This window comes from Acidovorax sp. GW101-3H11 (assembly GCF_001633105.1).
Taxonomy (GTDB): Bacteria; Pseudomonadota; Gammaproteobacteria; order Burkholderiales; family Burkholderiaceae_C; genus Acidovorax.
The window spans coordinates 921460-946855 of record NZ_LUKZ01000009.1 but is presented as its reverse complement, the minus strand read 5'-3'; the positions used below and the strand labels follow the sequence as shown (position 1 = coordinate 946855).

General features: G+C 59.4%; 20 protein-coding genes, 1 pseudogene and 1 other annotated feature. Of the genes and pseudogenes, 18 read left to right on the top strand and 3 right to left on the bottom strand.

Annotated features, from left to right (window positions below):
• Window positions 1–1171 precede the first annotated feature (1171 nt).
• The 9 genes from A1D30_RS10305 (at window position 1172) to A1D30_RS10265 (ending at window position 13261) form a co-directional block, all read left to right on the top strand.
• Window positions 1172–2203 carry a PRTRC system protein D gene (locus A1D30_RS10305; protein ID WP_013722318.1) on the top strand — a complete coding sequence of 344 codons (1032 nt, stop codon included), beginning with the start codon at window positions 1172–1174 and terminating at the stop codon, window positions 2201–2203.
• Entirely contained in the window at window positions 2200–2475 is a 276-nt protein-coding gene (locus A1D30_RS10300; RefSeq protein WP_013722317.1) for a hypothetical protein, read from the top strand. The genes A1D30_RS10305 and A1D30_RS10300 overlap by 4 nt, the downstream gene beginning before the upstream one ends.
• The gene (locus A1D30_RS26725) at window positions 2447–2929 is read left to right on the top strand and encodes a CFI-box-CTERM domain-containing protein (protein ID WP_337999167.1); all 483 of its coding nucleotides are present in this window, start codon (window positions 2447–2449) and stop codon (window positions 2927–2929) included. The genes A1D30_RS10300 and A1D30_RS26725 overlap by 29 nt, the downstream gene beginning before the upstream one ends.
• Window positions 2930–2940: 11 nt before the next feature.
• Entirely contained in the window at window positions 2941–3474 is a 534-nt protein-coding gene (locus A1D30_RS10290; protein ID WP_238530016.1) for a PD-(D/E)XK nuclease family protein, read from the top strand.
• 113 nt (window positions 3475–3587) lie between these two features.
• Window positions 3588–4028, top strand: a complete 441-nt coding sequence (locus A1D30_RS10285) for a hotdog domain-containing protein (RefSeq protein ID WP_013722314.1) — start codon at window positions 3588–3590, stop codon at window positions 4026–4028.
• A gap of 401 nt (window positions 4029–4429) precedes the next feature.
• Window positions 4430–6106: a hypothetical protein gene (locus A1D30_RS10280; RefSeq protein ID WP_148262970.1), complete on the top strand. Its 1677-nt coding sequence runs from the start codon at window positions 4430–4432 to the stop codon at window positions 6104–6106.
• Between the two features lie 793 nt (window positions 6107–6899).
• A complete protein-coding gene (locus tag A1D30_RS10275; protein WP_082836389.1) occupies window positions 6900–8147 on the top strand; it encodes a restriction endonuclease in 1248 nt (415 codons plus the stop codon).
• 486 nt (window positions 8148–8633) lie between these two features.
• A complete protein-coding gene (locus A1D30_RS10270; RefSeq protein WP_199865948.1) occupies window positions 8634–10184 on the top strand; it encodes a hypothetical protein in 1551 nt (516 codons plus the stop codon).
• Entirely contained in the window at window positions 10181–13261 is a 3081-nt protein-coding gene (locus tag A1D30_RS10265) for an AAA family ATPase (protein WP_063460607.1), read from the top strand. The genes A1D30_RS10270 and A1D30_RS10265 overlap by 4 nt, the downstream gene beginning before the upstream one ends.
• Window positions 13262–13414: 153 nt before the next feature.
• On the opposite strand, the pseudogene A1D30_RS10260 reads toward A1D30_RS10265, so the two are convergent.
• Window positions 13415–13856 (bottom strand): annotated as a pseudogene (locus tag A1D30_RS10260) (transposase); the annotation flags it as partial.
• Window positions 13463–13579, bottom strand: a sequence feature (AL1L pseudoknot). (Overlaps the previous pseudogene by 117 nt.)
• Window positions 13857–14552: 696 nt before the next feature.
• Here A1D30_RS10260 and A1D30_RS24750 point away from each other — a divergent pair.
• The 7 genes from A1D30_RS24750 to A1D30_RS10230 all read left to right on the top strand — a co-directional run bounded on the left by A1D30_RS24750 (window position 14553) and on the right by A1D30_RS10230 (window position 19508).
• Entirely contained in the window at window positions 14553–14786 is a 234-nt protein-coding gene (locus A1D30_RS24750) for an AlpA family transcriptional regulator (protein ID WP_013722274.1), read from the top strand.
• 24 nt (window positions 14787–14810) lie between these two features.
• Entirely contained in the window at window positions 14811–15023 is a 213-nt protein-coding gene (locus A1D30_RS26650; protein ID WP_131798445.1) for a hypothetical protein, read from the top strand.
• Between the two features lie 190 nt (window positions 15024–15213).
• Entirely contained in the window at window positions 15214–16710 is a 1497-nt protein-coding gene (locus tag A1D30_RS10250; RefSeq protein ID WP_013722273.1) for a restriction endonuclease, read from the top strand.
• Window positions 16711–16830: 120 nt separating this feature from the next.
• The gene (locus A1D30_RS10245; RefSeq protein ID WP_013722272.1) at window positions 16831–17268 is read left to right on the top strand and encodes a hypothetical protein; all 438 of its coding nucleotides are present in this window, start codon (window positions 16831–16833) and stop codon (window positions 17266–17268) included.
• Window positions 17269–17402: 134 nt separating this feature from the next.
• Entirely contained in the window at window positions 17403–17783 is a 381-nt protein-coding gene (locus A1D30_RS25495) for a hypothetical protein (protein ID WP_131798444.1), read from the top strand.
• Between the two features lie 8 nt (window positions 17784–17791).
• The gene (locus tag A1D30_RS10235) at window positions 17792–18775 is read left to right on the top strand and encodes a RimK domain-containing protein ATP-grasp (RefSeq protein WP_013722270.1); all 984 of its coding nucleotides are present in this window, start codon (window positions 17792–17794) and stop codon (window positions 18773–18775) included.
• Entirely contained in the window at window positions 18738–19508 is a 771-nt protein-coding gene (locus A1D30_RS10230) for a hypothetical protein (protein WP_227468462.1), read from the top strand. Before A1D30_RS10235 ends, A1D30_RS10230 begins: the two co-directional genes overlap by 38 nt.
• Before the next feature lie 248 nt (window positions 19509–19756).
• Here A1D30_RS10230 and A1D30_RS10225 read toward each other — a convergent pair whose 3' ends face one another.
• Window positions 19757–21259, bottom strand: coding sequence for a site-specific integrase (locus tag A1D30_RS10225; protein ID WP_013722268.1), 1503 nt, complete (start codon window positions 21257–21259; stop codon window positions 19757–19759).
• A gap of 368 nt (window positions 21260–21627) precedes the next feature.
• On the opposite strand from A1D30_RS10225, the gene A1D30_RS10220 reads away from it, so the two are divergent.
• A complete protein-coding gene (locus tag A1D30_RS10220) occupies window positions 21628–21933 on the top strand; it encodes a single-stranded DNA-binding protein (protein WP_063460908.1) in 306 nt (101 codons plus the stop codon).
• 182 nt (window positions 21934–22115) lie between these two features.
• Here the strand turns inward: A1D30_RS10220 and A1D30_RS24745 are convergent, their stop codons facing one another.
• Window positions 22116–22313 carry a hypothetical protein gene (locus A1D30_RS24745; protein ID WP_082836388.1) on the bottom strand — a complete coding sequence of 66 codons (198 nt, stop codon included), beginning with the start codon at window positions 22311–22313 and terminating at the stop codon, window positions 22116–22118.
• Between the two features lie 539 nt (window positions 22314–22852).
• On the opposite strand from A1D30_RS24745, the gene nirB reads away from it, so the two are divergent.
• Window positions 22853–25396, top strand: a complete 2544-nt coding sequence (gene nirB, locus A1D30_RS10215) for a nitrite reductase large subunit NirB (protein ID WP_063460907.1) — start codon at window positions 22853–22855, stop codon at window positions 25394–25396.

Sequence of the window (25396 nt, the reverse complement as noted above, 5' to 3'; positions counted from 1 at the left end):
GCCGCCCGAACGGCGCACTGGCAGGAATCCGGGAAGGTCGGCACCAGCGACGGATTCCGTCAGCCGCTGGTGCGGGAGGTCGATTCATCACGGCGGCGCACGCGACCACGGCATGCGCCACCGACCCAGGGGTTGCGCCAGCCACATGCGCGTGCAGGGCCAGCTCGGTCGGTCTTAAAAATGAAAACGTGTGATCCGGCTCCGCATATGCATTTCTGCAACGGCGGAGGCTGGTGACGCACTGCTGCCTCGAGGGCAAACAGTCGCATCGGCGCCGAGATCAGGTCTCGCGCTATCTGGTGGATCAATCCTGGAATTCGCAGCGCCATCCGCGCGCATGGGTCCGCCCCTGACCGAAAGTCCAGGGCGGTGTCGAGCGTTTGAGCGGGGACAAGCGGGGAGCCCCTTCGGGGGCAAGCACAACCGCTTGCGGCGTGAAACACGCGTGCTCAGTAATGGCGGGATCGGGAGCCGGCATCGGGTGCCAAGTCGGGAGATCGATGGCCTTGACGCGCTTCTGGGAGCGCCCAGCCACAGGGCTGGCGAAGGTCATAGGCAGATGCACTACGAAAGAGAACCTCGGGGCGGTCGCCTCGGGGGCGACGGCCACCCCGGTTCAGGACCGGGGCTTGAAGGGCAGGTAACGACTGCGACGCCTTCTGCTCCTTGATGGAGCGGGCCAAGGTTGGCCCTCGGGAACCTGTAGTGGATGACGAAAGGGGCTTGCAGGTCAATGCAGGCGTGGCAATGCGACGGCATGAAACCTGGGTTGCCGGTGGCGCTTGCGCCGACGCGACGGCCTGATAGGGGCCATTTAGTGTCCCGCAGGGCGGCAGAGCGAGGCTGCATGCGGGCTTGACAGGCGAACCGCCTGCCTCTGGTCCAACACGGGGCGCTCAAGGCGGGTGTGGGACAAGCACCGCTGAATGGGGCAGTGGCTTGCGTTCGGGGTTGACGAGTGCCAAAGCAGTGAGACCGTGGTGACACACGGGCAAGTCTTGAAGGAAGAGGCCAGCGACAGGTGTCAGTGCATCGTCGCTGTCGTTCCACCCGGATGACGGCACAGAGAGCCTGATGCCGAAATGCGGGGCATTCCGAGCGGATTGCGCGTGGCGTGGAGGCATCGGCGTGCCGATGCTGATCGACATGGTTCTTTACTTGGAGCACTCACATGGAATTGATCGTCCGAGCGGTGGATGTCGGGTCCGGCAACACCAAATTCGTCACTGGCGTCGTGGGAAACGAAATCCGCTGCGCCAGCTTTCCGTCCGTCGCCTATCCGTCCAGCGGAGAGACGCCTCACTGGCCAGCCAGCGAACGGCGCAAAACCGTCTGCATTCCGGTCGGGCCGCTGTTCTACGAGGTCGGACCCGACGTCGGCCTGGCGGCCGACACCTTCCGTGCCAAACAGCTGCACGACGAGTACACCGAGTCACCGGAATACATGGCCCTGCTGCGCGGCGCGCTCAGCATGATGAAGGTGTCCCACATCGATCTGCTGATCGTCGGGTTACCGGTGGCGCTCTTCTCGCTGAAGAAATCGGCGCTGGAAAAGACCATGGCTGGAGAACATCAGATAGGCGGCGGGAAGACAGTCACCGTCGCTAAGGCGATGGCCGTTGCCCAACCGCAGGGTGCCTTGGTCCACTACGCGGCCGAGCACAAGAAGATGGCAACCATCGGAACCGAGCAGAGCCTGGTGATCGACCCTGGCTCTCGCACCTTCGATTGGTTGGTCACGCGTGGCATGCGCCTAGTGCAGAAGCAGTCGCATTCGATCAACCGTGGCATGTCGGACGTGCTGCGGCTGCTGGCAGCCGAGATCTCCAAGGATGTCGGCTCACCGTACCGCGACTACGACGCCATCGACCTGGCCTTGCGCTCCGGCAAGTCGCCTGTGATCTTCCAGAAACCCTACGACATGGGTCGGCACTTGCCTCTGGCCGAGAGCGTTGCGCAGCAAGCGGTGTCGACGATGCGCCAGTGGATCGAGACGCCGGAGAGCCTGCAGAACATCATTCTGGTGGGCGGTGGTGCCTTCTTGTTCAAGAAGGCGGTGAAGGCGGCATTCCCGAAGCACCGGATCCACGAGGTCAAGGAGCCGATGTTCGCCAATGTCCGCGGATTCCAGCTCGCCGGGCAGAACTATGCCGCCAGCGCGATAGCTCCCGGCCGCGACCGCGGGGCAGGGGAGATCGCATGAACGGGAACACACAACAGGATTCCAAGCCGGTTCGGCTGGTGTTCGAGCTGGCGCGTGCGGACAACCCGCGGCTGTATGACGAGCTGGTGCGATTTCCGAAAGGTGGCAAGCGGGTCAACCGGCTGCGCGTGCTGGCCTACGACGGCTTGCTGGTGCAGTACGGAATCTTTGCCGTCGACGGTGCTCGCCCTGTGCTGGCATCGGCGGGCCGCGAGGTGCTGGCTTCCGCAGGCGTGACCAACGATGTGTTCGGGCCGAGCCTGGCTGAGTGAGGTGCAAATGCCAAGACAAGGAATGGGGCGTCATGGCGAGGTGGCCGCGAAGGATTTGGCCGAGATGGGCTTCTGCGAGAAGCGAGTGCAGCTGGCCCATCTCCATGGGGAGCGGGCTACCCCGAAGCAGCGAAAGGCCATGGCCCGAGGGCAGGTGGCTCACCAGCGGTACTGGGAAGAGGGCGTGGCAGCGACGGCGGATCGCCGGTGTTTCGTGGCGACCTTCGTGTTTGGCCCGGATGCATCGGAGACGCAGGTGCTTCGCGCGTACCGCGATGCGGTGCTCTTGCGCCAGTGCTGGGGGAGAGCCCTGGTTGCGGCGTACTACCGGGTTGCACCAATGGGCTGCCGCATCATGGCGCGATCGCCTGGGATAGTGATCGGGGTGCGATGCGTACTGCGCATCGTGGTTGCCTGGTGTGCGAAGGCGATGGGCGACAGGGGGCTGCCATGACATGGTCTGCCATGTATGTGCTCGCCGGTTTCGTTGCGTTCGTCCTGTGGCTGGCGCGGCTATGGATGGGACGCCATAGGTCTGGCGAACGGGCCTCCCGACCGCGAGGGCTGGTCGGTGCCGAGCTGGCCTATATGGAGAGGCTCTTTCGCATGCGGCACCCCTTGCGGCTCGTTGCCAGGGTCGATCGCGTGTACCGTCGTGCCAATGGCATGTTGGTACTGGTCGAACTCAAGACGCGTCTGGCAGCTCGTGTTCATGAAACTGACCGAATCCAACTGTCGGTGCAGAAATTGGTGATCGAGGCACAGACCGGGGAGGTCGTCGAGCCACAAGCCTTCGTGAGCTTCGCAAGCCCGACGGGCAGGCACGCACGCAGTTCGCAGAGTGTGAAATTGCTGGGGGTCGAGGAAATTGTCGCCCTTGTGCGTCGCCGCGAAGCGATCCTGGAGGGACGTATTGAGCCGACTTATGCGCGTTCGCCAAATGCATGCAGTGGATGTGCCTTTCGGTCGGAGTGCGACCGGCTTTCTGTTCGCCGATAAGGCCTGATCGCGAAATGCTCGAAATTCGGGCAGGATTTCTCGTGGACTGGTGTGGGCATTGCCGGGGATATTGCTCTGGTCATCATCCACGCTGGCGCGAGCCATCCCGATCCATGAACCATGAGAGCATCAGCCAGATCTCCTTCGACGAGGTCTATGTCGTTCCGTCCCATCAAACCGCCCGCTCGTTGTTCACGCAGTTGCCGCATGGGCGTGGTTACGCTGAGACGCTCATTGAGTGCATCGCTACGGGGTATCTCGTGGCCGTCGTCGAATCTATCTGCATCAAGGAAATGCAGCGGCACGTTGACCACGAACGAGAGGTTGTCGTGGGCCGCAGCATTCACTTGGAACACCGTGGACCTATACCTCCTGGCGCAGAGATTCGTCTGTCGGGATGGGTTGAGCGATTGGGACCCCGAAGCGTGACATTCAATGTGCGCGCCCATGATTCTCATGAACTGGTGTGCGAGGGTCATGTGACGTTTGTGGCTGCCGATCGCAGCGCACTCGAGTCGAAGATCGCGCACAAGGTAAACGTTTCCGCCCGGTAATCCAATTCGCTTCAATCCAGAGCTCGTGCCGCTAGTCACCGGACAGATCCGGGTGCGCCAGCGCGATTTTGACCAAGCTGTCGTGAGTGGCATCCAGGAGAAAGAGCATGGTGAACTGGACGGGCATAAAGGCGGTTGGCGATGGAAAGGCGGCGGTATTGTGTCCTAGATCGCCTGCCGCTGGCGTTGCCTCGCCTGCGATAAGACGAAGCCGACCACGGCCCGCTGACCGCAGTGCAACTGCGCCAGTTCAGGAAGCCCTACAGTACCGAGCGGTTTTCCGTGGTCCAGGCTGGGTGTGCTGCATCCGTAGCTCATGCATGCTGCCCAGGCTGTTTTCAAGGCTGCCACCGGATGACTGCTGACGCCTGGCCCCCGTTCTGCGGGCCAGCCGGACGTGGATGAAGACAAAGAAACATACAGCAACCATGACCAGATATACCCCGGACTCTTCGTTGAACGATCAATCCTCATCTGTTCCTTCCACAGAAGGAACGCAGAAACCGACAGAAGAGGCTCCATTGAAGACTCCAGGCGGCTCATCCTCGCAAGAGGGCCGTCAATATCAAGCATCTGCCCAACTCTCGGGCAAACAGCTGGAGACCGCCACCAAGCCTGCTGAGGTCTGGTGGTTGGCGCGCCTGAAAGAGCATCCTTTCAAGGCTTTCAGCCTCGCGGTATCGGTCTATGGAGGACTGATCCTGCTGGCATTTTTCACGCATCTGGGTTCGATGCCCGACCTGGACTTGGCGGGAGCGACCGCCACAGTAGCAGCAGTTGCAGTGATAGGGTTGCTGGTGATTTTCACGCTGGGGGGCTCTACGATCGCCGCAGGGGTTGTAACGCGGTCTCTGGCATCGTATGTACCTCATTTGGCGAGCCTCCGGAGCCTAATGTTCCTGGCTGCGCCGGGCGGCATTTTTATTGCCGCGGTGGTGGTTTCTGTCATCTCTGAGAAAACTCTGTCGACCACCTGTTGGATTTGGTTCACGCTGGCTCTCTCTTTTTTCGTCCCCGCGTTGGGGTGCTGGTATCAGCAGCAGAACAAAAGTGTCTTTGAGGCAGAACCAGGAGTCGAAAGCGGAGCGCAATGCAAATCACCGTCAGAAGGCGGTGCGAAATCGATATTGGAGAATGGCAATGCTGCGGCGCGGCGCAAGGAGCCCGAGACCTGGGAAGAGTACGTCGCCTACCTTGCGAGCGGATTCATATGGCTTGTTTCGGCCATGATGGCATTTGTGACCTATGAAGCACTGACCCGGCAGAGTAACGTCGACAGCTTGAAGTTCGCCGCCGGGCTGGGTGGTTGGGGTGTCATCAGCATTCTCTTGAACATGGTGGTTGTGAGGATTCCCCAGAAAGCTCAAATCCCAGCATTTATCGCCTCGGGCGCCGCCGCGGTTTTGATTCTGACGATGCTGACTTCAGCATGGATGGCCATTCCCGTGGCAGTTGTGCGTACTCTGGGACTTGGGGAAATACCCGTTGGTGTGGTGTTGACGCCCGAAGGATGCGAGACCTTCAACAAGAGCGCACGTGGACAGCAGATATGTCAATTGGATGCTGACAAGAAGCTGGGTTGGGCATGCCCAGTCATTCTGAAGTCCCGTATTGGCGCTCCCATGGTGTTTGAGTTGGCATCATTTGGGGACGATGGGAGGTGGCCGATCTGGCCTGCCGAGATCGAGAAGGGCCGACTTGGCGGCAGTGTGGGCCATCTGCGCTACCAGCGCATCCAGGTGGCTAAATCCGAAGTCAGATCTTGGCCGTCCGTCACCCCATTTGTGCCGAGTGAGCCGAAAGAATCCGGTCAACAGCCTGCCCAGGATGCTGGTCCGGCCGAGGGAGGGGGAACCAGGGGAGAAGCGGGTGGTGATGTTGTCAGCAAGCAGGCAAACCTCAGTCCGCTTGTCAGCTATCTGAACCTGAAAGATGCAGGATTGAGCGATGCGCAAAGACAATGGCTTGCGAGGCAATGCGGGCCCGCTTTAAATTCGGAGGCTGCCACCCCACCGAAGGCTATACCGAATCGGACAGCGCCCATTGCGCGCAAAGCGAATACCGGCAAAGAACCTTGACTTTGCAGGCTGGGCTTTTGCTAGTCAAAATAGTGTCTGCACCCTTGAGCGCGGGCTGTGAGAAACGACTGCGCGCTGGAAGCAGCGTTGGCACCATATCTCCAGTTTGACGCGGATCCGCGCAAAAAACCTCCGCAAGCATACGCCGATGCCGCCGCTGACGAGGTATTGGACGATGATGGCGCGGAGGGCGAAAACTGAGCGTTGCGTCGTGTTGCGTTGCGTTGCGTTGCGTTGCGGGCATGCGTAGAATGAAGCGCGCACAGTTCATTTATAAACTCGCTGCGTATTCCACCTATCCTGAACAGAGTCCTGGGATGTGAACACCTGAACGGCACGCCCACTCAACTGGCTTCAATCGGCCAACTGTCGCCATCCACGCGATGCGGGCCGACGTCTGGTTCAGGCTGGCTGCGGTCAGTCGGCGCAGCCCACCGAACGTCTGCTGTGCGCCGCAATCGAGCCACCTGTCGGCGCATCATTTTGCTCATCATCGCAGCAAGGCGGACGGATCTGCGCCGCTCAATCGTCGCTCGCTCAGATTTTCGTCTGCGCCGAGATCTGCCGGGCGCCCACCGCTACACGGCGCCCAAATGGCTTGACATCGCCGTTCGGATGCTCCGCGTCGAAGAGTTGATTTTGTCGAGCGCTCCAGCGGTCTAGAACGCGCTCTGTCCCTAGGACTCGCGCGCGTTGCCGGATCCGGACTTCGAACTCCCGACGCTTTCCACCCGACCGTCTCGCACCGAGGGCGCTTCATAATGAACTATCGCCGAAAATATCGAGGATTTCCATGGCATCCAAGGGCGCTCCGCGCAGTTCAAGCAAGAAATCGCGGAAATCTGGCGCCGCCCGGATAGCCACGCAAAAGGTCGACTCGTCGGCGTCCGACATCAGTGGCGTGAGCGCCTCTGGGTTCATGCACAAATACTACGATTGGGCGGCGTTCGAGAATTTCGTGAAAGGACTATACGAAGGCGACGGCGAAACCAGCGTCGAACGGGATGTCACGGAGACGGACAGATATGGTGCAACGCGCCAGATCGACGTGAAGATCACAAGGAAGACTCGCTTCCACAAGTTCGTCACGATCATCGAATGCAAACGTTGGAAAAGTCCGGTCAGCCGCAGCCGCATCGATATTCTCGCCTCGACGATCGAGGCGCTGGGGGCTTCGAACGGTGCGATGTTCACGACGCGAGGCTTTGAAGCCGGAGCCGTCGCATATGCGAAGGCGAAGGGGATCGAACTGTTTTTGGTCCGTGATTTGACTCCCGAGGAATGGGGCCTGCCAGGACGGCATGTTTCCTTGACCTTGCATGTCAACGCGGGCGAGTTTAAGGACATGCGATTTGAGGCATCAGCGATCATGTTGGTCGATGGGCCGCCGCCTACGGATGCCTCGCTGGCGATAGACATGAGCGTCAAAGGCCCCGGGCATCCAGATTTCGATCTGTTCTCCGTGAAGACGGGGGAGCGTGGCCCGAACTTGGTAGACATACTCGGCGATGCTCACGGGATGCTGATGAACATGGTCGGAAAATCATTTGGAGTTTTCGACGGTGGCATCAAAAGCACCGTGGAGTTGATCACTCCGTGTGAGATCGATTTCACTGGCACCGAATTTCATCAGCTAAGGCTGGCCAAGATTGCCGCGCGAGTCCAAAAGATCGGTATGAGATTCCGCGCGCACGTGGACCAAACACCAATGCACTTCGACCGCGGTGCGAATCTAGACTTCGCCGTCATGGTGGAGAGCTTCGTCTCCGAGCAGCGATTGGTCGCACATCGACGGCCGGGCGACAGCGAGATTTCTTTTCGCGATGGGTCCATCAAGCAGCCGACGGCTGCCGAGGCTGCGGACGTTTTTCAAAACAACTCCTTGCTCACAGTGGCATGCGCGCGCTGGGTAGGAGTGGGCGAGGCCGTTGCTCAAAAGTCATTGACTGCGGATCGAATGATTCGCGTCAAAGTAGACGTCGCCAACGGCAAGCCCTCTTTGTCGCTTGTCGCTGCGCGTTATGAAAACGGGGCGCCGTAGAGGGCGTAAGCACAGTCGGAGGAATCTTGCCGACCTGCCTCGGCTTTCCATCCCTCGCCTCGTTGGCGAACCCTAGAATGGCCTGCTATCTCGTTGCCGCGCCCATCGCTACGCGTGGTTACACTGAACCCGAAACGAATAGCTCGAAACACATGAGTTTCCTGAACAGAACGAACTCTTTCGTGTTTCGTCCGCTCTAGATGAGGAGGAATGGTGGCGATTAATATCGTAGACGTCGAAGATGTGTTGAGGAGGCAGCAGCCCCGTCCGCTGACGCTTATGAGCTTGCAAGCCCTCAATCCAGCACGAGAGCCCTACAGGGCAATCTTGCTTCAGCCAACAGGCCGGGTTGAAGCCAATGACGTGCGGGTCGGACACGCAGACGCCGCGCTAGGTCACGCCCTATGCACCGGATTCCTTTCCTCGGCAGCACAAAGCCATTCTGACCTCGCAGTAGCACCCGAATACTGCGTCCCTTGGACCGTCGTGGAAGAAATCGTCGCGGGGAAATATCGGCCGCCGCACGGAGCTATCTGGGTACTGGGCTGCGAAAGTATCTCCCCAGCTGATTTTCAAGATTTGGCTCGACGGTACAACGCGGCTGGTGAATGCGTGTTTCACCACGAACCCCTCGATCCTCGGCAAGCTGCGCAACGTCGTTACATCGACCCGCTTCTCTATGTCTTCTGGGCCCAGAACGAAGATGGACAGCCATTCCTGTGTCTGCTTGCACAACTGAAAACAGTAGCGTGCCGGGACTACAGGGATGTAGAGCAGACCTCGCTTTGCCTTGGCAGTACGGTTTACGCATTCAATCGTGGCATCAACTCCATCAGTCTGGCTTCGATCATTTGCTCCGATGCCTTTGACTTCGCCGCGCATATCGACACGATTCATACCAACTGCCTTCTCATTCATATCCAACTGAATCCAAAGCCGGCCCACGCCGACTATGCAGCCTACCGTACAAGGCTCTGCTCAGTAGGAACAAACAGCCACGTTGAACTCCTGTGCCTGAATTGGGCCAAGAGCATCCATGAGGTCAAGGGCGCAGGCAAAGATCTGGATTGGAACAACGTCGCAGGCTCAGCCTGGTATGCGCCGCCAGCAAAATTCAGCGCCGACGATGGCCTCATCGATGCACTGCACCAGGGCGGTCTCTATTACTGCTTGCTAGCCCAGCGCTGGCATTCATTCTTCCTGAACTACGAAGGTCAGGTCATTCAACTACAGAAGCAGAAACTGCTTTTTCCTGGCGAACAAGCGCTGGCACCCAAAAATTTCATTGCAGTGGAGGAGCGCTGGTCCTGGAATCCAGTCAGCAACAGTTGGGATGCCGGTGCGGTTGCAAACGACGGATTTTCCGATGCGCTGGTGGGATACAACGCCATTTCCGAGCACCTGCACGTCGCCTCCCAGGCCAGCCCGCTCGCGGTGGAACGCGCTATCGAGATTCTCATGGGACCCCGCGGAAATCCAGGATCCTGGTACACAGTCAAAGAGCTGGATGCGGTCCATCTGGACAAGGATGAGGAATCGATACGCAGGGTGACGGTTCATCAAGACCCTGACATTAATCGACCAGGATCGTTCTACCGCCTGCAACGACTGCAACGTGCACACGATGCGATCAGACTCGCACAAAACGACGTGCCTTGGCCGCCTCCAGTACAAGACCTGGCTAACGGCTTCAAACTTTCATGGAAGCGCAACTCCCCGCACCACAACGTCGAACCAGACACTGGAGAGCGCGGACCTGCAGCCCTTGTCTACCTCTCGGACCAAGCAAACGATTCGGCAATAGAGAGTACGCACCAAAAGCTCAGGACGGCCATGGCTACCCACGCGGTGGCCAAGGCCTGCGAAGCCGGGAAAAACGCCGAGGAGCTAAGCGACGCTGTCGTGCGCTCCCAAGACAGGCTCTGCGTCGTGTTCCGACGCGACAACCGCTTCGGCGCACGCGGTCCGGAAGGTACGAATCTCATTGACACCCCGGCCAGCGCATCGCCGGTGGACTTCTCAGAGGACAGATCATGATCGATGCGCAACGCGTTGAAGCGCTGCTCAAGAGCCGCTACCCAGATCTTGAAGGCGTTGGGCCAGGTGTTTTCCGAGGCGTCGACCGCTTCGGCACCCGCGACTATGCGATTCGCTATTTCGACCTAAACGACCGGCTCGCAACAACAGCTGAATCGCTCAAAAGCTACCAGGAAGAAGTGCTTTCGCCAATGTACTTCTCAACCGACGTCGCTACCGATCTGCGATGGAACCACTATCTGTACTTCGTCACGAGTGATGAAGAAGCTCAACGGGGAGAATTCGGTCGGCTCAAGGCCAAGGTAGAGGCTGACAGGGAGTACGCGAGAAAGCAGGTCATCCGAGAGGATGAGGTCGTTCGGTTGCTGACCAACGCGCGAGCGTCCGAAACTCCGACCGCCCTGCCGATCGACCTCGCGACGACATGGTCCAACACCCTTGAAGAGCACGGCCTCTCTTTCATTCTGGACAGTGACATCTCCGTCCCGGACGCAGTTCGGCGAATCGTTGCAGGAACCAAGGACGGAGCATCGCGTCTGGTTTCCACCGTCGCATTACTCGATGCGGAACAGGCCGCTGCGAGCCAATTCATCAGCCACCTGACGATCAAGGGCTTCCGCACCCATCCTGAAGAAAAGGAGCACCCGCTAGGTCAAGTGAACTTGATCGTCGGAAGCAACGGAGTTGGGAAGACCTCGCTCCTGGAAGCCATTGAGTTCGCCTACTGCGGAAGAAATCGCCGATCGTCCACATTGCTTGGAAATACATCCATCACTGCGAATCTCGTCGGCGTCGAGCACAAGTTGTCTTCGACCACGGATGCCACAAGACTTCGAGCGCGCCATTCCAATTGGTATGCCAAGACAGAGCTAAAGACGGTCACTATCCAGGACAGCTTCGGCAAGTTCAACTTTCTTGACACCGATGCGGCGGTAAATCTCAGCGTGTCGAACAGTTCAACCCAGATCGGAACGGACGTCACCCGATTGGTGTTGGGAGCGACGGCAGAGAATCTGGCGGATAGGCTGCGTCGCGTCCTCAAGCAATTGCAGGACGAATTGAAGGATCAAAGACGCGACAAGGAAAACAATGAGCATTTGAAGCTGGCCGCCCAAAACCGACTGGACGCCATAAAAACGGCCCCCAAGCTATCCGACAGCTTGTTCCTCGAGCTTCTCACCGCCCTGAAGGGGCTGGGATGGAGTCAACCTCCCGATAAGAAAGGCCAGCTTGATGCGTTGCGCGAGGATCTGCAGGAGGCCAATTCCGCCATCGCGCTGGTCCGTCACTCGTCGGCAAGTGTGCTCCATGCCGAACCAGAATCCGTGCTTCGACTCATAACAGACCTCAACGATGAGGCGACCAAAGCGGACGCTTTGGATCAGCGTGCGAAAGCCGCGCGATTGGCACAGGCCAACGCAAGGCGCGCTGCGGAGGCAGCAGCAGGACTCAGCGCCGCCATAGAGATCCTTCTTCCTTATGCCCGCGCCGACTTCCCCAAACTTGTCAAAAAGGTATCGGAGACGAGGGATCAGGTCCGCACGCAGACTGCAAGGCTAAGCACAGTCGCCAACATCGGGGATACAAGCGCGATCCAAGAATATCTGGAAATCCCCGTCGCCCACGCCATTGACTTGACCGATGCGGAGATCAGGGAGCATCAGCAGCGGCACGATGCAGCAAAAATCTCGCTTCAAGCTCTGGAGAAGACACAGAGCACGATGACCGTTCTGAGACAGCGCCTTGTTGGCACTGCCCAAGACATACTGCAACGATCGGCCGATCCCGACCATTGCCCTTTGTGCAGGACAAAGTTCGAGGAAGGACAACTGCTGGCTCGAATGATGGCAGATGTCGAAGTCAGCACATCGGAGCATGCCAGCCAGCTGCAGGCGGACATGTCGTCGGCCAGCGAATCGATAGTGGGTGCCCGGGCTATTCTGGCCCTGCTCAATCCCTTGCGTGAATTTACTGCGGATCACGCAGAAACACTCACGGTCGCTCAGGCTCTCGAACAGATCTCCCTAGAACGATCTGCGCTTGATCGTGATCGACAAGAGCTGGAAACAACTCAATTGCAGCTTCAGCAACTCCATTCCGATGGACTGTCATCCCAAGACCTTTCCAGCAAGCTACTGGCTGCAGGCATCACGGAACTGTTGCCGACTGAGGAACTGCAGAGCCTCCATTCAAGTCATATTGAGACGTTGGAGAAACTGCAAGATGCTGAGAAGACGGCGCTACATGACTCGGACTTGGTCAGACAAGAATGCGATGCAATGGCCAAGCGCTTGTCCATAGAAGCACTGGGGGACACGAACCAGCTCACCAGATCGGTCAAAGAAATGATCTCCGATGCGGAAGCTGCTTTAGGAGCTCGGCAGATCCTCGCGTCGCTCCTCAATGTCAGCGGGGAGGCAAGCGCTGAAGAAGTTGCATTGAAACTCGCAGCTATTCAACAACTTCTTGCCCAGGTCGCTACGGCTGTTGCTCAAGAAGACTCAAATGACAAGGCATTCAACGACGAAACCAAAGTCGTTGAAGATCTCGCGCGGAAGATTGAATCCAGCACGACGAAGATCACGAGCGCCGCCTACGCGGAAGGAGTGCTCGACACGCTGGCGCAGCAGCGCTCAGGAGGCGAGTTGGAGAGTCAGATCTTGACCGAGAACGCCGCGGAGATTGCTCGCACCTTTGCGAGCATTCACATGCCCAACGAGTTTGAAATTCAGATATCCGGGGGAAAGCTCGCCATCATTCGCAGAAGTACTGGAGTAGAGGTCCAACTCGAACAGATGAGCACAGGGCAGCGCGCAGCGTTCGCTTTGTCGCTGTTCCTGGCGATGAATGGTCGTCTCCGGTCAGGTCCCCCAGTACTGCTTTTCGACGACCCCGTAGCGCACATCGATGACATCAACATGCTGTCTTTCCTCGACCATCTTCGCCAGCTTGCGATCAGCGGATCACGGCAGATATTTTTCGCCACGGCAGACACCAAACTTGCAGGGCTTTTCCGACACAAGTTTCGCTTCCTTGGCAATGAGTTCAAGGAACTGCGCCTGTCACGGAGTTCTTAAGCATAAGCGGCATTCGACGCTATAACTTACGGCGACTACTCTCCGTGCCGCCGCGTCCTGCCTAATATAAGGTTCGACAGGGGGGCACTCGGAGCTCGAAGACGGTGAATTGGCACGAACCGCGCGCGTGCCTTTCCCAAGCCAGAGTTGGCAGCGCCTGCCGGGCTCGCGCATCAGCGCTGCGTGTCTACGATACCCCGACGGGGCGATCTGCAACACCTTGCAGATCGGCTCGACCCCGAGGGTGCCACGATGCCTGTCGATGAAATCCCTCAGGACTTCAAACGACTGTCGAGCTCCGTCTGGGCGAAAAACGCGCTGGCCAGCTTCAGTATCTCGTTGGCCCGACGCAGCTCCTTGTTCTCGCGCTCCAGTTCACTGACCTTTTGGGCTTCGGCTGTTGTGACACCTTCTCGCGCGCCTGCATCCACTTCGGCACGTTTGCCCCATTTGTTCAAGGTCTGCGGCACACAACCAATCTTGGGTGCGATGGACTCGATGGCGGCCCACAACCACGGGTACTTCCCGCGGTGCTCTTGCACCATCTCACCGCTCGCTCACGCACCTCGGGTGAGAACTTGTTCGACTTGCTCATGGCTCAATCCTCTCAGAGTGTTGAGCCCTCAAATCCCGGGGCGGTTCAGCGCGCACATGCTGGTGTGCTTGTTTTAGAACTAGCAGACCCGGGCAGGACAAAGTCCTGGTTCGGCACCCTTGCTTGAAACCCCGGGTTTTTTGCCCCTTTGTAAGCGTTGAAATCGACGACGGCTTTCCGCAGTCAAGCAGTCACTTGTCGCTTTGTCGTGAAGTGCAGCAACCGCTGCGTTGCGGACTTGCAAGCAGGCCAATCGTGGGACGGCTTCGGGTCGATTCCAGCCGATCACGATGTCGGCTTAGGTGGTCACTTGAATGCCACCGAAATCTACCGGTAGACGCCTCCCTTTTCCGCGGGAGCGCTTTCGGTTGCGGATGCGGCAGGGGGAACTACCTGTTAGTCTTCCAATGTGCTGCCAGTCCCAAGGCGCATGTCATGTTTCCACCGATTATCGGTGGCGTCGCGGTCGTTACCCGCCTGTATAACTGAAGTGGTTCGGTTGCCCTGGCAATGATCTGGCCGGACAGGACATGCGGTGTAGCCGTCCGACTGTGACGGTGCTCGGCACCATCGCGCCAAATTCTTGCGGCGCCGATTACCTCCCCACGCTGGCATAGAGTCCAGCCCCCTCTCCAGTTCAGCCCATGCACACGCGTGAGCCAACTGGCCCTTCACATCTTCAGCACCGAGGTTCTTATGGAGCAACAGTTCTCCTCTTTTACATTGCTACGTCTGCCAAACGTCATGCGACTTACCGGTCTTGCCCGCTCGACGATCTACAAGCTCATTGCGGCTGGTGAGTTCCCTGCACCTAGAAAATTAACCCGCCGCGCCGTTGCCTGGCCGGCTTCTGAGGTCGAACAATGGGTGGTGGCCAGGGTACGAACGCTATCGGGCAGTTCCCATCGGTCGCACCAAAGCAAGAGATAAAAAGTTTCCTCAAGGACCAACCCATTGCGTGATCGACCTTCTCCGGAGGGCGTGCTGGATATCAAATCAAAGCAGCGTGAATCCCATAGCGGTATTCACCGATTCTTTTACAGCATCGAGCGCCGCATTGATTGCCGCCTGCCGCGCACGATCAAGACCGACAACGGCAGCGAGTTCATCTCCAAGGTGATGGACAAATGGGCCTATGAGCGCGGTGTCCCTCCCACGATGAAGTAAATGGTGTTGCCTGTGGCGTTTCGTTCGATTATGGGGCGGCCCATTCAGCAGCCGTGCGTATCGCTGGAACGACGGCCGACCGCACTGGCATCATGCGTATGCTCGCTGGCAAGGTCGGCGCAGCGTTCGGGCCATCGCGGGCCAGCGGCAGCGGGTCCGTCTCGTCCAACAACATGGGAGGCAGAGGTCTATGGCTAAACCACACATCACGCGAACGGTCGGACCGATTCACTTCGAAGACCTTGATCCTCACCGGTTCGAGGACCTAGTCCGCCAGTTGGCCTATGACTTCCGGCCGTGGAAGTCCATCGAGTCCACGGGGCGCGGCGGCGCCGACGACGGTTTCGATGTCCGCGCTTTCGAGGAGGCGAGGGTGCCGGCGACCGTGATGGACGACGAGGCGGACGCCGAGGACATCCCGCACCCGATGGAGGGCAACCTCTGGATGATCCAGTGCAAGCGCGAGAAGGAGGTCGGGCCCAAGAAGGTGGCCACCATCATTTCGGATGGGGTGGCGGCGCAGGCGCCGCCCTACGGCTACATCCTGGCGGCGCCAGTGCATTTCTCCAAGGCCGCGCACGACCGCTTCCGCGAGGAGCTCAGGTCCCGCGGAGTCATGGAGTTCTATCTGTGGGGCGCCGGCGAGCTGGAGGACATGCTCTTCCAGCCCAAGAACGACCACATCCTGTTCGCCTTTTTCGGCCTGTCGCTGGCGACCAGGCGGCGGTCCCGGGCCGCCTCCGTTCGTTCCACGGTGCTGGCCAAGAACAAGCTGATGCGGGTGTTGGGCGACCGCCCTGTCCAGCGCGTGCTGGTCCGCGATCTGGACGACGAAAGCTATCCCTACGAGGGCGACTACCCGGACTTCGACAAAAATCCCCGGTGGAAAGAGTACAAAGCGCACTCCTTCGATCCATGTGGCCTGGTCGTGACGGAGGCCAGGCACTTCGCCTACCTCGACCGCGAAGGCGGCGAATGGGACAGCACGGAGTTGGTGGACGAAGACGTGTCCCTCGGAGACCAGCAGGAGGAACAGCAACAAGCGCAATGCCTCGCGGTCAAGGGCTTCTGGGAACTGCTACCCAGGGCCCGCCGCGCGATCTTGGTGCGCCGTGCGCTGCTTCGCTTTGACGCGATCGCGTACATCGATGACAAGGGCGACAGCGTGTTCGATATGCCCCATCTCTATGTGCCGTACGAGGCGAAGCATGGCCCCTTCGCCGGTTTCCACGAATACCTGGAAATCAATGAGCACACGCAGGTCCCGCTGGAGGGGCTGACCCGCAAGGCCGTCTTTCCCGACAGATTTTCCGCGCCCAGTTTTGGCACGGTCCACAGTGGCCCTGCCCTTACCCTTGATGCGGCCACGCATGCGCGGCTTCAGCACGGACGCCGGGAGGTCACGCTCTATGGGCTTGGCAGCCAGTATGGGCAACTGAAGCCGACTGATGTAGTGCCAGTGAGTCTACATGGCTCGCGGGCTGCGGAGAAGTTCTTCATCAAGGTCACAAACATCGGTGTGGTGAAAGGCGGGGTTCTGCTCAAGCAGGCCGAGCACAGCCTAGCCATGCAGCACGACATCGGGAGCCAGTTGGGGGGCACGTTAAAGGCTTCGGACAAGGTCCGGGTCGTCGAGGCGGCCGGGATCTATGAATGGCAGATCGATCAGAACCGTCCAGTGATCTAGCCCTGCGGCCGAGCCGTGGGGCCGCGCCGCTGGATGGAATGATCGGAATCCGCAAACCACGAAGGAAACGCTGTGGGCTGGAACATGCCATGGTCGCGCCGATCTGCAAAGCTAGATCCCATGCTGGACGACGACGTGATAAGGCAAGCGTTGGAGCACCGGTTTGTCCGATACGCCTGCCTCTATCAGCAGCACGAGGGAATCGGGTTACTGCAGAGCGCCAGAGCTTCCACCCCGGATCTGTACATAAGGATCAACGGGAGGCAGGGTGCCTATGTTCATCAGTGGCGCTTGCGCGACAGCAAGACCGCAGTGGTGGAGCACTTCGCGGTTGAAACCGAATTTGTGGGGAAGGGTTTTGGTCTTGCAATTGCGCGCGGCCTCGCAAGTGCCCTGAGGGATGAGTTTGAAACCGAGACCATTGTGTTCAGCGAGCGCGCGTACTCCGAGGCGCATGAACGCTTTTTCAAGCGCCTTGGCGCGGTGCCTAGCGACAGCAGCCAGTATCCTGGGAAGCCGGATTGGGCCTGGTCCCTGGCGACCGCAGCAGCGGACTGAGCGTTGCCACTGTCCGCGCGTAGCACCCGTGCGGCAGGAGTGGATGGCATCGCATAAGTGACCGCCCGATGGGCGTGGGAGACAGAGGAAACGATCCGGTCGATGTTTCTCCCTGCTACGAATAAGATAGAGGCTTGAGCCTTTTGCTGCATCGTTTCCGGGAAGAAAACATGACAGAGCCCCAATTGCAACCGCCGCCAAGGGGGCGGATTAGCCCGCTGCTCACCGCAGCGTCCATTGAGCGCACCGGTAACGCCCAGTTGCCGGGGGCCTATTGTGGACAACGGCATGTATGGCTTATGGAGGGGGCGCCAATCGTCGAAGCGCTGGCGAATTTGGCTGAGCTGACCACGAAAACCGAGGCACAGTTGGAGCGGGACGACAGTTCCGAGCCCTCCTTGCTGGAACTGCAAACTAAAACAAAGGCCGAGGCGGAGCAGGATGACCAGGACTGGAATGCGCACCTGCTGGGGCTCACTACGAAGACGTTTGCCAACATGGAACGCGACGACTGAAGTAGGCCATGATTCTCATCGTCACCAGCCAAAGGGACCTAACGAGCGATTTCATCGTACTTGAGCTTCAACGCAAGGGGCTCGCCTACCTGAGGCTCAATACGGAAGAACTCCCGAAAGGTGCCTTCTACTGTCGGCCAGAAGTAGACGATGCTTGGCATTTCGATCTCCAAGGGGTGTCTTTCGACCTGTCTCGTGTCAAGGCTGCGTACTTTCGGAGGCCAGGCACCCCCGAGCCGCTTTCGGACATTCACGAGGCCGAACAGGCTTACGCTGCCGTAGAGTGGCAAGCGACATTGCAATCGCTCTATTGGGCGGTCGGGGATCGCTGGCTCAATGCCCCTCACGCGATAGCGCTTGCTGAGGACAAGATCAGGCAGTTAACTGTTGCCCGGAGGCTCGGGTTTCTGATACCCGAGACGCTGATCGGCAATTCTCCGGTTGCTGCACAGGCGTTTGCCGCGGAAAGAAGGGTTGTCGGCAAACCGCTGAGAAACGCTGTCGTGAAGGGGCAACGTACCGACAGGGTCGTCTTCACCTCCCGCGTCCACATCGATGCGCAAACCGACCCTCTCTCCATCAGGGTCTGCCCACTGATACTTCAACGGGAAATCAAGAAACGATATGACGTGCGCGCCACGGTTGTTGGGGATCGGGTGTTTGCCGTAACTATTGACTCCCAAGGCCACCCTGAAACGGAGGTGGACTGGCGCAAGACTTCGGCGCCGGACCTGGCGCACTCCGTTTACGTCCTTCCGTCCGAGATCGCCCGGAAATGCATAGCTATGACGCGTAGCCTGGGCCTGCGCTTCGGAGCGCTGGATTTCGTCTTGGACCCTGAAGGGCAGTTGTGGTTTCTTGAGATCAATCCGAATGGCCAGTGGGCATGGATAGAGACCCGGACGGGGCATCCCATCGCCGCCGCCATCGTGGCCGAGCTGGCGCAGATCGCGAATGAACAAGCTACTGCAGGCGATTTGGCCACGGCCTGAAATGTGCTCTCCTGCGGAGCTCGCTAAGCTTCAGCAGGACGGCCGCGAACTGGATGCGCGCATCCAGGACCTGCAGGGCATAGGTGACGCCGAGGCCTCCTTGTATCTCGAGGCGGCGAGGCGCATCACGGATGAAGAAGACAAACGAAAAGCTGGAGCCGAAGCCCGGGCGACGACCTACCTTGCTGCCGTCGCCGCGTTGATTCCATTGATGACATGGGCTATCGGCAACGCCGGGCCCTCGTTGACTTGTTCTCCGGGTTGGGGATGTTTCGCGTGGACAGGCATCTTTATCCTGGCGGTCATCTACTTCATTACCGCGGCCCACTGGGCCCTCAAAACCCTCGCAGTCGCCAATTATCACGTCATAGGCGTGGAGGACATTGTCCAAGTCAAGGAGCAGAAAAAGAACCTTCAAAAGATTCTGATCCAACAGTCGCTACTGCAAGGCAGGCGCAACCGCGACACCATTAACCTGAAGCTCACCTTCATCAAGGTGGCGCAGCGGCGCTTTTTCAATGGTCTTGTGATCCTGGGGTTGTTGCTGATGTTTGATCCTGCATCAAGGCTTGGCCTGATCGACGCGGCAAAAAGTCAGCTCGCTGCGGGGGCGAGCTACTTGAAAGTGGTGTCCAGCGTTCGTGCAAACAATTCCCAAGTGGGCAAGACTGAACCGAAAGATGAAACCTCTGAGCTTCTCTTGCGAATGACTCTGCAGTTACCGGCCCAATAGTTTCCCAAATACAAATACCCGCCGAGCAGCAAGCAGCGGCAACGCCGTCGCGCGCATCTCCTTGTCCAACATGCGTACCAGGTTATTGAGGTAGTGGTCAGGGCGCTTTGCGGGCTCGATGCCGGGCTGCTGCCGGGGCAGCTTGCGCGGGACATGAAGCGATCCTGCCGATTGCTCGCCGGACCTGCTGTGCTCACGTTCCAGGATTGACTGATCGGCATCGCCGGAATACGCACATTTTTAAGAGATCATGCCGGGGCCTCAAGAGCCGCCTCTTCTTTCAGCGATTGGATGAAAAGCGCCTCGATGTCGACTTCAGGCGCGCGGGTCGATTCATCCTCGTCCTTTCCTTCGAAGATTGCCGTGAGCCTTTCTCCAAGGAGCCGCCACGCTTCGCGCTTTTCCTTGCTGTATTTGTAGTGCAGATAGTGCCGTCGCACTTTGCTTCCCGCCAGCACATGGTTCTGGCATTGGTCGATGACCTCTGGTGTCACTTCCAGATGCTGCATCATCGTTGCGGCTGTCCTTCGCATGTCGTGAGGTGTCCACTTGCCGTTTTCACCCCCGGACAGGACCAGCGTATCGTCGTGAACCCGGTTCTTCAACGGCTTGCGGTCCTTGAAGCGGCACTGCCGGTCGCCCACTTGCTTGCTGACTGTCTTTTCGTTCACGTGGTTTTCCCCGTCGGCACACGGGAAGCACCATTTGGAGGCCTTCGTCAGCTCGTGGAGTGCCTTGAACTGCTTCAGCGCAAAAGCGGAGAGATAGACAACCTGGTCCTGCTTCTTGCCGCGCTTCCCTTTGGCATTCTTTTTGGGGATGAACCACGCCCCGATCTCCAAGTTCACGTGCTTCCATTCGGCCATGAGCAGTTCGCCGATGCGGCAGGCCGTGGACAGGCTGATCCAGAGGGCCAACTGCGTCTCCTTCAAGACAGGCCGCTTGGCCCGGCGCTTGTCGGGAGCCGCTTCGTAGGCCTGGTGCATGGCAGCGAAGATGTCACGCAGCTCCCTGATTTCCTTCGGAGAAAGGGTTCTGGTGCCCTCGTTGGAAAGATCGTAGTCGGCATCCACAAGGTTCTCGACTGCCACAAGGGCTGTCGGATTCCCTTCCTGCAGCAGGCGCCGCCATGGCTGCCGCTCCTCCGCCCAGACGAACATCTGCTTGAGATCATGGGAGGCGATGACGGCGAGCCGATTGACTCCTCGATCGACCATCGCTCGAAGCAGAGCCCGAATGTGGTGCTCCGTCACATCCTTCACAGGTAGGGTGCCGATGGCGGGCAGAACGTCCTTGTTGAAAGAACGCTTGATTTCCGCGTTGTTGTCCTCGCGCTTGACGCCATCGGTTACCCAGGCGTCGAACAGGGACTGCACAGTAATGTTGTCGGCGTCCCGTTTTTTCTGCTCTGCGATAACCCGTTCTACTTGAAGGCGGTTCTCGATGCGAACAGCTTTCCGCTGGTCATTGGGATTGATGCCGTCCCGTACAGCTTTCCGTGCGTTGTCTCGATTCGTCCGGATCTCGTCCAGCGTCGCGGTCGGCCACGCACCGCAGTAGTGCCATGTTTTCTTGCCATCCCATTTGAACCCGTAGCGGAACTTGATGGAAACGCTGCCGTCAGCGGCGGCCAGCACTTGGCCGCTGAGGCCGTCACCGTCGCTCAGGACCTCGCCCTTCCAGGATGGACCAATGGCTTTCAGCTCGATGACCGTCCACTTCCGGCCAATGCCAGATTTTGGGTAGCGCATAGTTTCTCCAGCTTCCAGGGGTCCACCCAGGGGTCCACCAGAAATGGGATGGTAGGGGATTTGTTGGGACTCCTTTTCTTTAATTTTATCGCTTAACCTATTGTTTTTAAAGGATTTTATTGATCCACGGAAATCCACCAAAATCTACCCAAAAATGAATGGGGTGCAAGGGGTAGCGAGTTCGAATCCCGCCACGCCGACCATTGTTAGCAAAAGCCCAGAACCGAAAGGTTCTGGGCTTTTTTGCTTTTGCGCCTCAATACCGACTTTGCGCAGGCTGTTGGATCACGTCCCTTTCATTGGCGCTGTGCTCCAGCAAGGGTGTCACGGCAGAACAAAGCAACGCCCGCAGCGGGCCAAGGATCTTCATGATTGATGGACTGGTGGCCGGAAGGCTGTATGGCGAGACCGAGCAACGCACGGACAAGGCGGGCAAGACTTTCACCTTGGCCAAAGTGCGTGCCAGCACCGCCGATGGGGAGCTGCTGTTTGTCAATGTGATTGCGTTTGATGCAGCGGTCTGTGCCGAAATGCGTGCCATGCAAGACGGCGACTCCGTGGCGCTGTCGGGCAGCCTTTCTCCGCGTGTGTGGACCGACAAACAGGGCAACGCCCGGCCCGCGCTGGACATGGTGGCGCACCGCGTGATCGTGCTGCCTGGGATTGGCGGCTGAGTGCCCTGTGGGCAAGAGCGTCATTGCCCGTGAAAGGGGGCACGCAATGCCGCGCATGTATGGCGCCTGCGTTGTCCTGACTGGTGGACGGCTCACCCGGATTCAGGTGGCGTGGCCGTCTGTGTTGATCGTGCTGCGGGAGGGCTTGCACAGCCACCATCGCTGCGCTGGCACCTGAGTCATTACTTTTGAGGCGCAGGCGTCCCTGGCGCAAACCCCAGGGCTTTGAGTTCATCCTCGCTCAGGTGCAGCTCTGTCAGCTCGGGTTGCCGCGCTTCGACATTGCGCCGCCGTTCAAAGTTGGTCGGGGGGCCGGCTTCCGTCTCTCGCCGGTCCTTGCCACTGCGCCGGTCTGAGGCGACTCTGCGTTCTACGCTCATGGTCGTGATCTGCTGTTGAAGATGGGGATGGGGTGCCTGGCACCCACGCGGCCCTGTGGGGGCGGGTGAGGTGCTTTGCTCGCAGTCTGCCCGAGTTGATGCTGTTTGCAAATCAGAAAACAACCTCCTGTGATGCGCTGCGCTGGACGCTGAGCCCTTGCAGATTCCCCATGTTGGGGAAGCGCATCGCACCGCATTGATGCGTCTTTGCCCTGCGGCGTGAGAAAACAGCTTCGGTAGCGCCAGTTTTCGCTCTGAAGTGGTTTTCGCGCTTTTTCGCCCGGGGGTGAAACGTCGGCATGGATATTGCTGAAATGTTGTTGATCCCTCGGTAATGCTGCCCCGGGGTCCCATGAAATCCTCCGCTAACGATGGCGGAACCCAAGCGAGTGGTGGGCACGTTGGCCCATCGTTTGGTTGTTCCAACCCACGCCCGTGTTGTCTGCGGAGGGTGAGGTGTCATGCTGCCCTGTTGGGGCAGGCAAGGCGCACATCCTGTATCCCCCAGCGGCGCAACGGGCCATTGCAGGATGAAAAGCATGAAGATTGTTCTTATCGGCCACGGCATGGTGGGCCACAAGTTCCTGGAAAGCCTGGCGGAAACGGGCCTGTCCCATGTGGACGTGACGGTGCTGTGCGAAGAGCCCCGGGCAGCTTATGACCGAGTGCATTTGTCCGAATTTTTCAGTGGCAAGACGGCTGAGGACCTCTCGCTGGTCGAGCCTGGTTTCTTTGATCGAACAGGCTTTTCGCTGCGCCTTGGGACGCGTGCCGCGTCCATCGACCGGCGCACCTGCACCGTGACCACCGTCAGCGGCGAGGTCTTCCCCTACGACAAGCTGGTGCTGGCTACGGGCTCCAACCCCTTCGTGCCGCAGGTGCCGGGGCGTGACCGTGACCATTGCTTCGTCTACCGCACCATCGAGGACCTGGAGGCCATGCAGGCCTCGGGAGCCAAATCCAAAACCGGTGTGGTGGTGGGCGGTGGCCTGCTGGGCCTGGAATGCGCCAAGGCGCTGCGCGACATGGGCCTGGAAACCCACGTGGTCGAGTTTGCGCCCCGCCTGATGGCCGTGCAGGTCGATGAGGGCGGCGGGCGTGTGCTCAAGGCCAAGATCGAGGAGCTGGGCGTGCAGGTGCACACCGGCCGCAACACGCAAGAGATCACCGATGGCGCACGCGCACGCCACCGCATGAAGTTCGCGGACGATTCGTACCTGGAGACCGACATGATCGTGTTCTCTGCGGGCATCCGCCCGCGCGACGAACTGGCCCGCCAGTGTGTACTGGCCATCGGCCCGCGCGGTGGTGTCGCCATCGACAGCGCTTGCCGCACGAGCGACCACAACGTGTATGCCATTGGCGAATGTGCGTCCTGGAACGAACAGACTTTTGGCCTGGTGGCACCTGGCTACGACATGGCGCGGGTGGCGGCACGCCATATCGCGGGTGAAGTGGATGCCGCCTTTGTGGGGGCCGACATGAGCACCAAGCTCAAGCTCATGGGGGTGGATGTGGCCAGCATCGGCGACGCGCATGGCAAGACGCCGCACAGCCGCAGCTGCCAGTACGTGGATGAACGTCGGCAGGTCTACAAGAAGATCGTCATCAGCGAAGACGGCAAGCAGTTGCTGGGCGCCGTGCTGATCGGTGACGCCACCGAATATGGCACGCTGCTGCAGATGGCGCTCAACGGTATCGCGCTGCCCGAGGACCCCGAGTTCCTGATTTTCCCGTCCGGCGACGGCAAGGCCAAGCCTGGCCTGGGCGTGGAGGCGCTGCCTGATACAGCACAGATCTGCTCTTGCAACAACGTCACCAAGGGCGGCATTTGCGCTGCTGTGGGCAATGGCGCCTGTACCATCGCCGAGATGAAGGCCTGCACCAAGGCGGGCGCTACCTGCGGTGGCTGCGTGCCCTTGGTCACCCAGGTCATGAAGGCCGAAATGGCACGCCGTGGCATGGCCGTGAACAACCACATCTGCGAGCACTTCGCGTACTCGCGCCAGGAGATCTACCACCTGGTGCGTGTGGGGCAGATCAAGAGCTTCGACGACCTGCTGGCCAAGCACGGCAAAGGGCTGGGTTGCGACATCTGCAAGCCCGTGGCGGCCAGCGTGTTCGCCTCGTGCTGGAACGAATTCGTGCTCAAGAAGGACCTGGCAAGCCTGCAGGACAGCAACGACTACTACCTGGGCAACATCCAGAAGGACGGCTCCTACTCGGTGGTGCCGCGCATGCCTGGTGGCGAGGTCACCCCCGACGGCCTGATCGCCGTGGGCCAGGTGGCCAAGAAGTACGGCCTGTACACGAAGGTCACGGGCGGTGCGCGCGTGGACATGTTTGGCGCGCGGGTTGAGCAATTGCCGTTGATCTGGGAAGAGCTGATTGCCGCTGGTTTCGAGTCCGGCCATGCCTATGGGAAGTCCCTGCGCACCGTGAAGAGCTGTGTGGGCTCGACCTGGTGCCGCTATGGCGTGCAGGACAGCGTGGGCCTGGCTGTGGAGCTGGAGAATCGCTACAAGGGCCTGCGCGCCCCGCACAAGATCAAGTTCGGCGTCTCGGGCTGCACGCGCGAATGCGCCGAGGCCCAGGGCAAGGACATCGGCGTCATCGCCACCGAGAAGGGCTGGAACCTCTACATCTGCGGCAACGGCGGCATGAAGCCGCGCCATGCCGAGCTGTTCGCGTCCGACCTCTCGAAGGAAGAGCTGGTGCGCATGATCGACCGGGTGCTAATGTTCTACGTGCGCACGGCCGACCGGCTGCAGCGCACCAGCACCTGGCGCGAAAACCTTGAAGGCGGTCTGGACTACCTCAAGGACGTGCTGCAAAAAGACAGCCTGGGCCTGTGTGCTGAGCTGGAGTCGCAGATGCAGAACGTGGTGAATACCTACCAGTGCGAATGGAAGACGGCCGTGACCGACCCCGAGACGCGCAAGCGCTTCCGCTCCTTCGTGAACAGCGAGAAAGCCGATGAGAACGTGCTGTTTGTGGAAGAGCGCGGCCAGATCCGCCCGGCGCGTGCCGAAGAGCGCGGCCAGACTTCGGCCAAGGTCATCCCCATCCACCAAGCCGCTTGA

Coding starts and splice junctions, on each gene's coding strand:
- A1D30_RS26725 (WP_337999167.1), top strand. CDS start 2,447: ATGTGTTCGGGCCGAGCCTGGCTGAGTGAGGTGCAAATGCCAAGACAA.
- A1D30_RS10220 (WP_063460908.1), top strand. CDS start 21,628: ATGATTGATGGACTGGTGGCCGGAAGGCTGTATGGCGAGACCGAGCAA.
- A1D30_RS10225 (WP_013722268.1), bottom strand. CDS start 21,259: ATGCGCTACCCAAAATCTGGCATTGGCCGGAAGTGGACGGTCATCGAG.
- A1D30_RS10230 (WP_227468462.1), top strand. CDS start 18,738: ATGAACAAGCTACTGCAGGCGATTTGGCCACGGCCTGAAATGTGCTCT.
- A1D30_RS24745 (WP_082836388.1), bottom strand. CDS start 22,313: ATGAGCGTAGAACGCAGAGTCGCCTCAGACCGGCGCAGTGGCAAGGAC.
- A1D30_RS10280 (WP_148262970.1), top strand. CDS start 4,430: ATGAAGACAAAGAAACATACAGCAACCATGACCAGATATACCCCGGAC.
- A1D30_RS10250 (WP_013722273.1), top strand. CDS start 15,214: ATGGCTAAACCACACATCACGCGAACGGTCGGACCGATTCACTTCGAA.
- A1D30_RS10275 (WP_082836389.1), top strand. CDS start 6,900: ATGGCATCCAAGGGCGCTCCGCGCAGTTCAAGCAAGAAATCGCGGAAA.
- A1D30_RS24750 (WP_013722274.1), top strand. CDS start 14,553: ATGGAGCAACAGTTCTCCTCTTTTACATTGCTACGTCTGCCAAACGTC.
- nirB (WP_063460907.1), top strand. CDS start 22,853: ATGAAGATTGTTCTTATCGGCCACGGCATGGTGGGCCACAAGTTCCTG.
- A1D30_RS10235 (WP_013722270.1), top strand. CDS start 17,792: ATGATTCTCATCGTCACCAGCCAAAGGGACCTAACGAGCGATTTCATC.
- A1D30_RS10305 (WP_013722318.1), top strand. CDS start 1,172: ATGGAATTGATCGTCCGAGCGGTGGATGTCGGGTCCGGCAACACCAAA.
- A1D30_RS10285 (WP_013722314.1), top strand. CDS start 3,588: ATGAACCATGAGAGCATCAGCCAGATCTCCTTCGACGAGGTCTATGTC.
- A1D30_RS10300 (WP_013722317.1), top strand. CDS start 2,200: ATGAACGGGAACACACAACAGGATTCCAAGCCGGTTCGGCTGGTGTTC.
- A1D30_RS10290 (WP_238530016.1), top strand. CDS start 2,941: ATGTATGTGCTCGCCGGTTTCGTTGCGTTCGTCCTGTGGCTGGCGCGG.
- A1D30_RS10245 (WP_013722272.1), top strand. CDS start 16,831: ATGCTGGACGACGACGTGATAAGGCAAGCGTTGGAGCACCGGTTTGTC.
- A1D30_RS10265 (WP_063460607.1), top strand. CDS start 10,181: ATGATCGATGCGCAACGCGTTGAAGCGCTGCTCAAGAGCCGCTACCCA.